7 protein-coding genes and 1 pseudogene are annotated in these 13,539 nt (G+C 69.8%); 4 read left to right on the top strand and 4 right to left on the bottom strand.

Going from position 1 to position 13,539, the window contains the following annotated elements; translation table 11 throughout:
- A partial coding sequence (locus tag QR77_RS49215) for an ATP-binding protein (RefSeq protein WP_040024956.1) occupies positions 1-915 on the top strand: 915 nt, incomplete at its 5' end.
- Positions 916-954: 39 nt separating this feature from the next.
- Here QR77_RS49215 and QR77_RS28875 read toward each other — a convergent pair.
- The 4 genes and pseudogenes from QR77_RS28875 to glgP all read right to left on the bottom strand — a co-directional run bounded on the left by QR77_RS28875 (position 955) and on the right by glgP (position 6,957).
- Complete coding sequence (locus tag QR77_RS28875) at positions 955-2,199, bottom strand: alginate lyase family protein (protein WP_040024955.1); 1,245 nt, start codon at positions 2,197-2,199, stop codon at positions 955-957.
- Positions 2,200-2,341: 142 nt separating this feature from the next.
- Positions 2,342-2,782, bottom strand: coding sequence for a ricin-type beta-trefoil lectin domain protein (locus QR77_RS49210; protein WP_269084366.1), 441 nt, complete (start codon positions 2,780-2,782; stop codon positions 2,342-2,344).
- Positions 2,783-4,009, bottom strand: a pseudogene (locus QR77_RS28870) (alginate lyase family protein); the annotation flags it as partial. It abuts the gene before it with no gap.
- A 296-nt stretch (positions 4,010-4,305) separates the two neighbouring features.
- Complete coding sequence (glgP, locus tag QR77_RS28865; RefSeq protein ID WP_040024954.1) at positions 4,306-6,957, bottom strand: alpha-glucan family phosphorylase; 2,652 nt, start codon at positions 6,955-6,957, stop codon at positions 4,306-4,308.
- Positions 6,958-7,527: 570 nt separating this feature from the next.
- Here glgP and QR77_RS28860 point away from each other — a divergent pair.
- From QR77_RS28860 to QR77_RS28850, 3 genes are all read left to right on the top strand, one after another.
- Positions 7,528-9,516 carry an alpha-1,4-glucan--maltose-1-phosphate maltosyltransferase gene (locus QR77_RS28860; RefSeq protein WP_040028830.1) on the top strand — a complete coding sequence of 663 codons (1,989 nt, stop codon included), beginning with the start codon at positions 7,528-7,530 and terminating at the stop codon, positions 9,514-9,516.
- On the top strand, positions 9,513-11,303 hold the full coding sequence (gene treS / locus QR77_RS28855) for a maltose alpha-D-glucosyltransferase (RefSeq protein ID WP_173476365.1): 1,791 nt from the start codon (positions 9,513-9,515) through the stop codon (positions 11,301-11,303). The genes QR77_RS28860 and treS overlap by 4 nt, the downstream gene beginning before the upstream one ends.
- 477 nt (positions 11,304-11,780) lie before the next feature.
- The gene (locus tag QR77_RS28850) at positions 11,781-13,151 is read left to right on the top strand and encodes a phosphotransferase (RefSeq protein WP_236711169.1); all 1,371 of its coding nucleotides are present in this window, start codon (positions 11,781-11,783) and stop codon (positions 13,149-13,151) included.
- The last annotated feature ends 388 nt before the right edge of the window (positions 13,152-13,539 follow it).

Below are 13,539 nucleotides of genomic sequence, written 5' to 3'. Positions count from 1 at the left end.
GCGGCCGCCGACGCCACGGCGCGGCTGCGGGACATCATCGGGGTGCTGCGGGCCGACGGCGAGAGCGCGCCCGCCACACCCGTCGACGAGACGGTGTCCGCCCTGGTCGAGCGGGCCTGCGGGTCCGGGATGGCCGTGGAGCTGACGGACGAGGGGCCCGAGGCCCCGCTCGCGCCGATGACCGGCCTGGCGCTGCACCGGGTGGTCCAGGAGTCACTGACCAACGCGGCCAGGCACGCACCAGGTGCCGCCGTCGCGGTGCGGCTCGTACGGGAGGAGCGCTGGATCACGGTCACGGTCACCGACTCGGGCCGCCCGCCCGGCACTTCGGCCGATCCCGATCCCGCTCATGCCCGCTCCTCCGGCGGTACGGGCCTGGTCGGCCTGGACGAGCGCGTACGGCTCGCCGGCGGGACGCTCACCCATGGCCCCAGCGCGGACGGATTCGCGGTGCGGGCCAGGCTGCCGCTGAGCGGCGAGCGCCCGCCCGTACCGAGCGCCGATTCCCTGGATCCCGAAGCACCTACTTCCGCACGGGAGTTGGACCGGGCGAGGCGGCGGGTGCGGCGCGGACTCAAGCAGACGATCGTGGTGCCGGTGGCGGCGCTCGCCGTCCTCGTCGCGCTGATGTCGGGGTTCCAGTTCTACGGCCAGACGCGATCGGTGCTGGAGCGCGCCCAGTTCGACCGGATGCGGGTCGGCGACTCGCGCGCCGATGTGGAAACGCGGCTGCCCGCGCGGGCGATGGACGGCCCGCCCGACGGCGTCGGCCCCGAGCCGTCCGGGGTGGGCCGGTGCGACTACTACCGGACGAGGAAGTACGCGGCGACCCCCGCGTACCGCCTGTGTTTCCGCACGGACCGGCTCACTGACAAGGCGATCGTGACGGACGTCGACAACGAGGAGGACCGGTAGCCGGTGTTGTGCCGGCCACCGGTCCTCCTGTCACAGCGCTTAGTTGGGGTTCTGCGCGTTGGTCAGCGTCTCCCAGGCCACGAACAGGTTGTTCGTGCCCGAGGGCCGCTGCTGCTCGGTGAGCGTCTGGGTGTTCGACATGGCGACACCGTGCAGGGTGTTGAGGTTGTTGAAGCCGACCTCGGTGATCGGGCCGAGGCCCAGCGTCAGCTTGCCGCCGCACAGGTTGGACGGCACGCCGGACGCGCCGACCTGGAACTTCGACTGGAAGCCGAGCGCCTGCCGCAGCCGCTCGCCGACCTGCGGATAGAGGTCCTGGCCCTGGATCCTGGAGGTTTCGAGGACATGGGAGATGGACGAGATGCCGTAGCCGGTGTGGACGAAGTCACGGCAGGTCTCCTGCGTGAGACCCGTCATGGAGGAGCCGAACGTGCCCTGGCCCTGCCAGTAACCGACGATCTTGTCCCGGGTGTTCAGGTTCTGGCTCGGCACGGTCTTGGGCAGATCGCCGTCCGACGCGAGGTAGACATAGGCCGGTACGCGCGTCAGGTAGAGGCTGATCGCCTTGTCGTAGCTGGTCTTGTCGTCGAGGTAGACGGAGATGCTGGTGGCCGCCTCCACCATCGTCAGCTCCCAGTTCCCGTTGGAATTGGAGCCGTTGATGAGCTTGGGCAGATAGACGTTGCGCAGCATCGTGTCGAAACGGCCCGAGTTGGGCCAGTTCCCGTAGACGTGCTTGATGATCTCGGCGGCCTTCGGCCAGGAGGCGCCTGCCCAGCCGGTCTGGAGCGGCGCGTTGCTGTTGGTGTGGTCCTTGATGGTGCCGGACCAGGCGTCCATGAGCTGGATCGACTTCTGCGCGTACCGGTCGTCACGCGTGATGTACCAGGCCAGCGCGTCGGTGTACGCGGCGATCGCGTCCTCGCGCTCGTCCGTGCAGCCGTTGTTGGGGTTGGAGTACGAGCCGCACTCGACGGTCGCGCGCGGCTTGGCCGTACGCGACAGCGAGGCGTAACTGCTGCCGATCATCTGGTCGTAGGCGGCCTTCCAGGGTGCGGCGTTCGCCTGCACCTTGGAGCGTACGAAGTCGAGCTGCTTGGTGTTGAGGTTGACACCGGGGTGGGTGAAGGAGGCGGGGGCCGGGGCGACGGCGGCCGGCTTCGACACGGCGGCCTTGGCCACCGGGGCCTTCGCCGCGGTGGCGGGGGCCATGAAGGCGGCCGTCGTCAAACCGGCCAGGGCGGCGGCCAGGCCGAGGACTCTGGGGATCATTCCGGGGCGCATGTGGGGGGTGCCTTCCGGTCTATGGACGTTCCCAACTCGATTCATACACATGAACGTTGAATGAAGTTGTGAACTCTGCTTGACTGAGGAACCTAAAGCCGTCGCATGGACGCGTCAAGACCTGAACCGTCAAGGTCTGGACCTATGCGGTACCGGACGGCAGTTGCCACTGCTGGTTGGCCGCGCCCGAGCAGGTCCAGATCTGCAGCTTCGTGCCGTTGGCCGAGCTGGGACCCGTCGCGTCGAGGCAGCGCCCCGACTGGGGGTTGACCAGCGTGCCGTTCGCGGCGGGCTGCCACTTCTGCGATCCGGTCCCGTTGCAGTCGTAGATCTGGACGGCGGTCCCGTTGGCGGTGCCGGCGGCGGCCACGTCGAGGCACTTGCCGAGCCCCTGGACCGTACCGTCGGAGGCGACGGTCCAGGTCTGCGCGGCGCTGCCGTTGCAGTCGTACAACTGGACCGCCGTGCCGTTGGCCGAGGAGGCCGCGTTGATGTCCACGCACTTGCCGCCGTAGCCGGTGATCCGGCCGGTCGGGGACGCCGGCGGCGGTGTGCCGCCGTCGCCGCCCGGGCCGGGGACCACGGGGTTCTCGGCGTTGGTCAGGGTCTCCCACGCGACGAACAGGTTGTTCGTCCCCGAGGGCCGCTGCCGCTCGGTGAGCGTCTGCGTGTTGGCCATCGCTATGCCCTGGCGGGTGTGCAGGGCGTTGAAGCCGACCTCGGTGACCGCCCCGAGGCCCCGCTTCACCGTGCCGCCGCAGACAGTTGAGGGCACCGGCTCGGCCTGGATCTCGTACTTCGCCTGGAAGCCGAGCGCCTGCCGCAGCCGCTCGCCGACCTGCGGATAGAGGTCCTGGCCCTGGAGCAGCGCGGTCTCGGCGACATGCGAGATGGACGAAATGCCGTAGCCGGTGTGGACGAAGTCGCGGCACGTCTCCTGCGTGATGCCGGTCGTGAAGTTCTGCGCGCCGAACCAGAACCCGACGATCTGGTCACGGGTGTTGAGGTTCTGGCTGGCGACGGTCTTGGGCAACGCCCCGTCCGACGACAGGTAGATGAAGGCGGGAACGCGCTCCAGGTAGTGGCCGATCGCCTTGTCGTAGCTGGCCTTGTCGTCGAGGAAGACGGAGATGCTGACCGCCGCCTCCAGCATCGTCAGGTCCCAGTTCCCTGTGCGGTTGGAGCCGTTGACGACCATCGGCAGGTAGACGTCGCGCAACATGGTGCCGAACCGCGCCTGGTTGGGCCAGTTCCCGTAGACGTGCTTGATGATCTCGGCGGCCTTCGGCCACGAGGAGCCCGCCCAGCCCGTCTGGAGCGGCGCGTTGTCCTGGGTGTGGTTCTTGACCGAGTTGGACCAGGCGTCCATGAGCTGGATCGACTTCTGCGCGTACCGGTCGTCACGCGTGATGTACCAGGCCAGCGCGTCGGTGTACGCGGCGATCGCGTCCTCGCGCTCGTCCGTGCAGCCGTTGTTGGGCATGGACACGGGTCCGCACTCGACGGTCGCGCGCGGCTTCGGCGTACGCGACAGGGAGGCGTAACTGCTGCCGATCATCTGGTCGTAGGCGGCCTTCCAGGGCTGCGCGCCCGCCTGGACCTTGGACCGTACGAAGTCGAGCTGGCCGGTGCTCAGGTTCACGCCGGGGTGGGTGAAGGTCACCGGGGCGGCGGCGACGGCCGGGCTGGTGTCGGCCGGGGGCGCGGCGGGGGCGGCCTGGGCGGTGGCGGGCGCCAGGAGGACGGCGGCCAGTACACCGGCGAGGGCGGGGAGGAGTCCGAGGACTCGGGGAACGGATCTGAGGCGCATCAGCGGGGGCCTTCCGGTCGGTGGGGGGTGTTCCTCGACTCCGCCTCACCACTGCGTTCATCCATGTGAATGTTGAGTGGAGTTCCTGAACCTGGTTGAAGGCTGAACTTAAGGCTGCCGCATGAACACGTCAAGGTCCGGACCAATGGCGGGGACGCGGACACGGCAAGGGCCGGACCCCTTCCGGAGCCCGGCCCTGACCGGCAGATCGACCGGCACATCGACCGACGCCTCGACCGACACGTCACCGCCACGTCGACCGTCGCCTCGACCGGTGGCGCTGACGCACCGTTCGCTCAGCGCATCAGCACCCCCGCGCCCTCACCCGCCGTCTCGCTCGGCACGGCGACCAGTCCGAGGTCCGCGCTCGTGGCGAGCAGCGGATGCGAGGGCAGCACCCGGACGGTGTAGCCGTAGGGGCCCGTACGGTCGAGCGCGAGCGAGCCCTCGTACACCCAGCGGCCCTCCGCGTCCTGGCCGCCCGCCGGCTTCAGCGGGAAGGTCCGCGCGTCCGCGATCGTGTCGTCGGTGCCGACGCGCCCCGCGACGGCCTGCACCTCCACGTCGTCCGGGCGCAGTTCGCCGAGGCCGACCCGGACGCGCAGGGCGAGCGCCGAGCCGAGTTCGGCCGATCCGCCGACGGCGGAGGCGGCGAGGGTCTCCACATGGTCGACCGAGACGTACGGCCACAGGGTGCGGGTGCGGTACTTCCACGCGGCGAGGTCGGCGGCGGTCGCGGGGTCCAGCGCGCGGTGGGCGTGCGCGGCCGGGGCGTAGAGCCGTTCCACGTACTCGCGGACCATCCGCCCCGCCAGCACCTTCGGGCCGAGGGTGACCAGCGTACGGCGGACCATCTCGATCCAGCGGTCGGGCAGTCCGCTGTCGCCGCCCCGGTCGTAGAAGCGCGGGGCCACCCGGTCCTCGATCAGTTCGTAGAGGGCGTTGGCCTCCAGATCGTCCCGCCGGTTCTCGTCTGCGGCGGCCGAGCCGTCGGCCGTGGGGATGGCCCAGCCGAAGTCCGGCTCGAACCATTCGTCCCACCAGCCGTCCATGACCGACAGGTTGAGACAGCCGTTGAGCGCGGCCTTCATCCCGCTGGTGCCACAGGCCTCCAGCGGTCGCAGCGGGTTGTTGAGCCAGACGTCGCAGCCCGGGTAGAGCTTCTTCGCCATCGCCATGCCGTAGTCGGGCAGGAAGACGATGCGGTGGCGCACCCTCGGGTCGTCGGCGAACTTCACCAGCTCCTGCACCAGCCGCTTGCCGCCGTCGTCCGCCGGATGCGCCTTGCCCGCGACGACGATCTGGATGGGCCGCTCCGGGTCGAGCAGCAGCCTGGTGAGGCGCTCGCGGTCCCGCAGCATCAGGGTCAGCCGCTTGTACGAGGGGACGCGGCGGGCGAAGCCGATGGTCAGCACGTCGGGGTCGAGCACCCCGTCGATCCAGCCGAGTTCGGCGGCTCCGGCGCCGCGCTGGCGCCAGGACGCGTGCAGCCGCGACCGGACCTCGGTGACCAACTGCTCGCGCAGCACCCGGCGTACGTCCCAGACGTCGGCGTCGGGGATCTCGGCGACGGCGTCCCAGCGGGGCGATCCGCCGACGGACAGGGCGTGCTCGGCCCGCTCGGCGCCGATCTGGCGGGCGCCGAGCGCCGCGACCTCGGGCGCCACCCAGGTCGGCGCGTGCACGCCGTTGGTCACGGAGGTGATGGGCACCTCCTCGGGGTCGAAGCCCGGCCAGAGCCCGGCGAACATCTGCCGGCTGACGGCACCGTGCAGCGTGGAGACGCCATTGGCCCGCTGGGCGAGGCGCAGGCCCATCACGGCCATGTTGAAGAGGTTCGGCTCGCCGCCCGGGTAGGTCTCGAGGCCGAGCCCGAGGACCCGCTCGACGTCCACGCCGGGCAGCTCGCCGTCCTCGCCGAAGTGCTGGGCGACGAGTTGCCGCTCGAAGCGGTCGATGCCCGCGGGCACCGGGGTGTGGGTGGTGAAGACGGTGCCGGCCCGCACGGTCTCCAGGGCGGCCTCGAAGCCGGTCCCGGTCTCGGACAGCTCCCGGATGCGTTCGAGGCCGAGGAAGCCGGCGTGTCCCTCGTTGGTGTGGAAGACCTCGGGCGCCGGGTGGCCGGTGAGACGGCAGTACGTACGTACCGCCCTGATCCCGCCGATGCCGAGCAGCATCTCCTGGAGCAGCCGGTGCTCGCTGCCGCCGCCGTAGAGCCGGTCGGTGATGTCGCGTTCGCCGGGTCCGTTCTCCTCGACGTCGGAGTCCAGCATCAGCAGCGGGACCCGGCCGACGTGCGCCTGCCAGACGTACGCGCGCAGCGTCCTGCCGCCGGGGAGGTTCAGGGCGACCAGGGCGGGGGCGCCGTCCTCCTCGCGCAGCAGCGTGAGGGGGAGTTCGTTGGGGTCGAGGACCGGGTACTGCTCCTGCTGCCAGCCGTCCCGTGACAGGGACTGGCGGAAGTAGCCGTGCCGGTAGAGGAGACCGACACCGATGAGCGGGACGCCGAGGTCGCTGGCGGCCTTGAGGTGGTCGCCGGCGAGGATGCCGAGGCCGCCGGAGTACTGGGGCAGGGCGGCGGTGACGCCGAACTCGGGCGAGAAGTAGCCGATCGCGGCGGGCAGCTCCCCGCCGCCTCCCGCGGCGCCGTCCCGCTCCTGGTACCAGCGGGGGCCGCTCAGATAGGCCTGGAGGTCGTCGGCGGCCGCGGCCAGCCGGTCCAGGAAGGACCGGTCGGCCGCCAGCTCGTTCAGACGCGTGGCGGAGACGGCGCCGAGCAGCCGTACGGGGTCGCCGTCGGCGGCGGGCCAGCCGTCCGGATCGACGGCCCGGAACAGCTCGCGGGTCTCGGTGTGCCAGGACCAGCGCAGATTGCGCGCCAGGTCGCTGAGCGGTCGCAGTGGTTCGGGGAGGACAGGGCGGACGGTGAACCGACGGATTGCCTTCACGTGTTCCACCTTCGCAGGGGTCGGACGAACCAGGAGGGACGTACCACGCTGTGCGCCCCGCCGTCGCACCCGACGGTAGTCGCACGCCCCCCTCGGGAACACGGCGTATTCGTGCATCCGCGCATGTGTTTGTGCGCCGTACCGGGATATGCGGGATATGAGGCGGGATCTTCGAACGCACTCGCGCCGGGAGCCTCACCGGTAGAGGATTGGAGCAACGCGCGACACCGGCGACCTGGGCCGTGATCGGCACCTCCATGCCGGTTTCTGTTCGCTTTTCCATGCCCCGGTAGTTGACAGAGCGCCGGATTGCTCACCCGAAAATAGTGGGAAGGCTCTTCCGGTACGCACGGCACACGAGCGCGTCCTCACACGATCCGAGCGCTATTCGAGTGAACGCGGACAGGAGCGGCCATGCCCCGGCCCCGTCAGTCGTCCACCAAGCAGCTACAAAGAACAGTAAATCCTCAGAAAAAATCGAAAAATCCACAGCCCCCTTCACCCGCTCCACCTGCTGCACCCGCCCTGCCTGTCAAGCCCGCACAGCCCTCAGGTGATCCGTTGAAACCGCTGATCGGTCGCATTCCCATCCTGGACGTCGCCCCGCTCGTCGACTGCGGCAGACGCCCCGCCAAGGCGGTGAGCGGTGAGACCTTCCAGGTCACCGCGACCGTGTTCCGCGAGGGCCATGACGCGGTCGCCGCGAATGTCGTCCTCCTGGACCCGGGTGGCCACCCCGGTCCCTGGACCCCCATGCGTGAACTCGCGCCCGGCACCGACCGTTGGGGCGCCGAGGTCACTCCCACCGAGGAGGGCCGCTGGAGTTACCTCGTCGAGGCGTGGAGCGACCCCGTCGCGACCTGGCGCCACAACGCCGGGATCAAGATCCCGGCGGGCATCGACACCGCGCTGGTCCTCGACGAGGGCGCCGGTCTGTACGAGCGCGCGGCCGCCGGCGTACCGAAGAAGGACGGCCGCGAGGCCGTGCTCAGCGCCGTGGACGCGCTGCGCGACGAGAGCCTGACCGCCGAGGCGCGGCTCGCAGCGGCCCTCGCCCCCGAGGTGGACGCCGCGCTCGCCCGCCACCCGCTGCGCGAGCTGGTCACCGCGTCCCGTCCCGCTCCGTTGCAGGTGGAGCGCCGAAGGGCGCTGTTCGGCTCGTGGTACGAGCTGTTCCCGCGCTCGGAGGGCGCCGTCGTCAAGCCGGGCGAGCCGCCGGTCAGCGGTACGTTCAGGACGGCCGCCGAACGGCTGCCTGCCGTGGCGGCGATGGGCTTCGACGTCGTCTACCTGCCGCCGGTCCACCCCATCGGCACGGCGCACCGCAAGGGCCCGAACAACACCCTCTCCCCCGGTCCCGACGATGTCGGGGTGCCCTGGGCGATCGGCTCGGCGGAGGGCGGCCACGACGCGATCCACCCCGATCTGGGCACGATCGAGGACTTCGACCACTTCGTGGAGACGGCGCGCACCCTGCGGATGGAGGTCGCGCTCGACTTCGCGCTCCAGTGCTCGCCCGACCATCCGTGGGTGACGAAGCGGCCGGAGTGGTTCCACCACCGCGCCGACGGCACCATCGCGTACGCGGAGAATCCGCCGAAGAAGTACCAGGACATCTACCCGATCGCCTTCGACACGGACATGCGCGGCCTGGTGCGCGAGACGGTGCGGGTGCTGCGCTACTGGATGGCTCACGGCGTACGTATCTTCCGCGTGGACAATCCGCATACAAAACCTGTCATTTTTTGGCAGAAAGTCATCGGAAACATCAACAAGAGCGATCCTGACGTCATTTTTCTCGCCGAGGCCTTCACCCGGCCGGCCATGATGCGGACCCTCGCCAAGGTGGGTTTCCAACAGTCGTACACGTACTTCACCTGGCGCAACACAAAGCAGGAGCTGACTGAGTACCTGACAGAGCTGTCGGGCGAGTCCGCTGCGTACATGCGACCGAATTTCTTCGTCAACACGCCGGACATCTTGCACGCGTACCTTCAAGAGGGCGGCCGTCCCGCCTTCGAGGCAAGGGCGGTCCTGGCAGCGACGATGGTGCCCGCCTGGGGGGTGTATGCCGGATTCGAGCTGTACGAGAACGCTCCCGCGAAACCGGGCAGCGAGGAGTATCTCGACTCCGAGAAATACCAGCTCCGCCCACGGGACTGGGAGGCGGCCGAGCGCGAGGGCCGCACGATCGCCCCGCTCATCACCACCCTCAACCGGATCAGACGCAGGCACCCGGCCCTCCAGCAGTTGCGTGACATCCATTTCCACCACGCCGACAACGAAGCGGTCATCGCGTACAGCAAGCGTTCGGGCTCGAACATCGTTCTGGTCGTCGTCAACCTCGACCCGCACCACACCCAGGAGGCGACGGTCTCGTTGGACATGCCGCGGCTCGGCCTCGAATGGCACGAGTCCGTCCCGGTGCGCGACGAGCTCACCGGCGAGACCTATCACTGGGGCAGAGCCAACTATGTGCGCCTAGAGCCGGGCGTCACGCCCGCGCACATCGTGGTTCTGCGACCGTCCCCGCCGATCGGAGGGTCACCCACATCATGATCGTCAACGAGCCCGTCCACGATACATTCGAGGACACCCCGGCCAAGGACCGCGATCCCGACTGGTTCAAGCGTGCCGTCTTCTACGAGGTCCTGGTGCGTTCGTTCCAGGACAGCAACGGCGACGGCATCGGTGACCTCAAGGGCATCACCGCCAAGCTGGACTACCTGCAGTGGCTGGGGGTCGACTGCCTCTGGCTGCCGCCCTTCTTCAAGTCGCCGCTGCGAGACGGCGGTTACGACGTCTCCGACTACACGGCCGTCCTCCCCGAATTCGGTGACCTCGCCGACTTCGTGGAGTTCGTCGACGCCGCACACCAACGCGGCATGCGCGTGATCATCGACTTCGTCATGAATCACACGAGCGACCAGCACGACTGGTTCCAGGAGTCCCGCAAGGACCCCGAAGGCCCCTACGGCGACTACTACGTCTGGGCCGACGACGACAAGCAGTACCAGGACGCGCGGATCATCTTCGTCGACACGGAGACGTCCAACTGGACCTTCGACCCGGTGCGCAAGCAGTACTACTGGCACCGTTTCTTCTCCCACCAGCCGGATCTCAACTACGAGAACCCGAAGGTGCAGGAGGAGATCGTCTCCGCGCTGCGTTTCTGGCTCGACCTGGGCATCGACGGCTTCAGACTCGACGCCGTGCCCTACCTGTACCAGCAGGAGAACACCAACTGCGAAAACCTTCCTGCCACCCACGACTTCCTGAAGCGGGTCCGCAAGGAGATCGACGCGAGCTACCCCGACACGGTGATCCTCGCCGAGGCCAACCAGTGGCCTGAGGACGTCGTCGACTACTTCGGCGACTACGGCTCGGGCGGGGACGAGTGCCACATGGCGTTCCACTTCCCCGTCATGCCGCGGATTTTCATGGCCGTACGGCGTGAGTCCCGCTACCCCGTCTCCGAGATCCTGGCGAAGACGCCCGCGATCCCGACGAGCTGCCAGTGGGGCATCTTCCTGCGCAACCACGACGAGCTGACCCTCGAAATGGTGACGGACGAAGAGCGCGACTACATGTACGCGGAGTACGCCAAGGATCCCCGGATGCGCGCCAACATCGGCATCAGGCGCCGCCTCGCCCCGCTCCTGGACAACGACCGCAACCAGATCGAGCTGTTCACCGCTCTGCTGCTGTCGCTGCCCGGGTCCCCGATCCTCTACTACGGGGACGAGATCGGGATGGGCGACAACATCTGGCTCGGCGACAGGGACGCCGTACGGACCCCGATGCAGTGGACCCCCGACCGGAACGCCGGATTCTCCTCCAGCGACCCCGGGCGGCTCTACCTGCCGACGATCATGGACCCCGTCTACGGCTACCAGGTCACCAACGTGGAAGCGGCGATGGCCTCGCCGTCCTCGCTGCTGCACTGGACCCGACGGATGATCGAGATCCGTAAGCAGAACCCGGCCTTCGGGCTCGGATCGTATACGGAACTGCCCTCGTCGAACCCCGCGGTCCTCGCCTTCCTGCGCGAGGCACCGTCCGAGGAGGGCAACGGCGACGATCTTGTGCTCTGTGTGCACAACTTCTCGCGGTTCGCCCAGCCCACCGAGCTGGACCTCCAGCAGTTCAGCGGGCGGCACCCGGTGGAGCTGATCGGCGGGGTGCGGTTCCCCGCCATCGGCGAGTGGCCGTACCTGCTCACCCTGGCCGGGCACGGCTTCTACTGGTTCCGGCTCAGGCAGGACGCGGCGCCCAAGGAGATCGCTCCGACGGATGTCTCGCCGCAGGACATCGACATCGTTTCGCAGGACGGCACGCCTAGCTGAGGGGCGCTGACCGACGCTGAGTGGCGCTGAGCGGTCGGGGCGGGTCGTGGCCGGTCCTGGCTGCTGGTCGTGCCCGGGTTGTTGCCGGGTCGTTGCCGGTCCTGGCCGGGTAGCGCCCGGTCCTGGCCGGGTAGCGCCCGGTCCTGGCCGTCCAGTGGCGGTCCCGTGGCCCGCTCACTGAGCGATGTTGTCCGATCTTGACCGATGGAGCACGTGCGAGGCGGTTTCCGCCGCCTCGCACGGGGCACTCTGACCCACATCGAGCACACCGAACGCCCCCTGAGGTCCGAACCGGTTTCGAGTCCGTTTCGAGTCCGTACGGATCATCCTCACCCGACACGTCCCGCACAGCCGGACAGCCATTGCCGCAATCCGGGACACTCAGCGCATCCTGTGGTGTGCCCGGGGAAAGGACGCGATGCCATGTCGAAGGCTGCATCCACCCGGAGTACCCCACGTCCCACGGCTCCGGCGGCCATGTCCGCCGCCCATGCCGACGCGCTGATCAACTCGCTCGCGCCGCTGCTCCACGACTGGCTGCCCCGGCAGCGCTGGTTCGCCGGCAAGGGCAGGCGCGTCACCGGCTTCGTACCGGTCACGGTCACCGAACTCCAGCCGATGGGTCCTGACGGACCCGGGCTGCTGCATCTGCTCGTACGCGTCGAGCAGCAGGCCGTCGGCCCCGCTGTTCCCTCCCCGCTCGCCGGCGACTGCTACCAGCTCCTCCTCGGCGTCCGCGAATCCCTGCCGCCGCACCTCGCAGCCGCGCTCGTCGGCCACGCGACCCGCGGCCCGCTGGCCGGCCGTGCGGTCTACGAGGGCCTGCACGACCCGCGCCTCGCCGACCTGCTGCTGGAGCGGCTGCGCACCCCCGGCGCGCTGGGGCCGCTGAGATTCGACCGGGCCGGCACCGTGCCGGGCGGGCTGCCCTCGCGGCTGCTCGGCGTCGAGCAGTCGAACTCCTCGCTGGTCTACGGCGACGCCTACATCCTCAAGATCCTGCGCCGTGTCTTCCCCGGCCCGCACCCCGATCTGGAACTGCCGCTGGCCCTCGCCGCCGAGGGCTGTGAACGGGTGCCGGCGCCGGTCGCCTGGTTCGAGGCGTCCGATCCCAGCGGGGAGCCGCTGACTCTCGGCGTCCTCCAGCCCTATCTGCGCGGCTCCCAGGACGGCTGGCAGCTCGCGCTGGCCGCGCTGGCCGAGGGCCGCGAATTCACCTCCGAGGCGCGGGCGCTCGGCCAGGCCACCGCCGAGGTGCACATCGCGCTCGCCGCCGCCCTGCCGACGGTCACGCTGGGGCGCAGCCAGACGGGACAGCTCGCCGAGGCGATGACCGAACGGCTGGACGCGGCGGCGCAGGCGGTGCCCGCGCTGGTGCCGTACGTTCCCGGGCTCCGTAACGCCTTCGACGAGCTGGCCGGGCTCGACGAGGCGGGGCGCGGCCGTCCCGCCCAGCGGGTCCACGGCGACCTGCACCTCGGTCAGGCCCTGCGCACACCGGACGGCAGGTGGTCGGTCATCGACTTCGAGGGCGAGCCGGCGCGTCCCCTCGCCGAGCGGCGCAGGCCGCAGCCGCCGGTCCGTGACGTCGCCGGTATGCTGCGCTCCTTCGACTACGCGGCCCGTTCCCACGAGCCGTGGCGCGCCGACTGGGCGGCGCGCTGCCGGTCGGCGTACTGCGACGGGTACGCCATCGCGGCGGGCACCGATCCGCGTGCGGAGCCCGAGCTGCTGCGGGCGTACGAGACGGACAAGGCGGTCTACGAGGTGCTGTACGAGGCGAGGCACCGGCCCGACTGGCTGCCGGTCCCGATGGCGGCGATCGAGCGGCTGGCCGGGGACGCGTAGCGCGGCCCTCCGTCCCGCCGGGGACCCGGTCCACGGCGACCGGTCCACGCCGACGGTTCCACGCCAACCGATCCATGCCGACCGATCAGCGCCAACCGATCCGCGCTCCGTACAGCTTGTGTTCCGTACAGCTTGTGTTCCGTACAGCCTGTGTTCCGTCCCGACCCGCACCCCGTCCGATCCGTGCCAAGCCCCCAGCTCCACCAGCCCGCCGAGGAGGCAGCCCCCGTGACCGCCCGCCCGCCGTCCGACTTCCCGTCCGAGCCCGATCTGCCCGCCACGTTCCGCCCGGCCATGGCGTCGGGTTCCGTCCCGTCCGGGAAGCCGGTGCCCCCTGCGCGGCGGCAGCGCCCGGCGCCCCCGGCGGGGCCCCTCGGCGGGGGCGCGG

Source organism: Streptomyces sp. 150FB (genome assembly GCF_000818195.1).
Taxonomy (GTDB): Bacteria; Actinomycetota; Actinomycetes; order Streptomycetales; family Streptomycetaceae; genus Streptomyces.
This window is presented reverse-complemented; position numbering and strand designations above follow the sequence as displayed.

Bases quoted from the DNA above. Each gene is read 5' to 3' on its own strand.
- QR77_RS28875 (WP_040024955.1), bottom strand. From the start codon at position 2,199: ATGCGCCCCGGAATGATCCCCAGAGTCCTCGGCCTGGCCGCCGCCCTG.
- treS (WP_173476365.1), top strand. From the start codon at position 9,513: ATGATCGTCAACGAGCCCGTCCACGATACATTCGAGGACACCCCGGCC.
- QR77_RS28850 (WP_236711169.1), top strand. From the start codon at position 11,781: ATGTCCGCCGCCCATGCCGACGCGCTGATCAACTCGCTCGCGCCGCTG.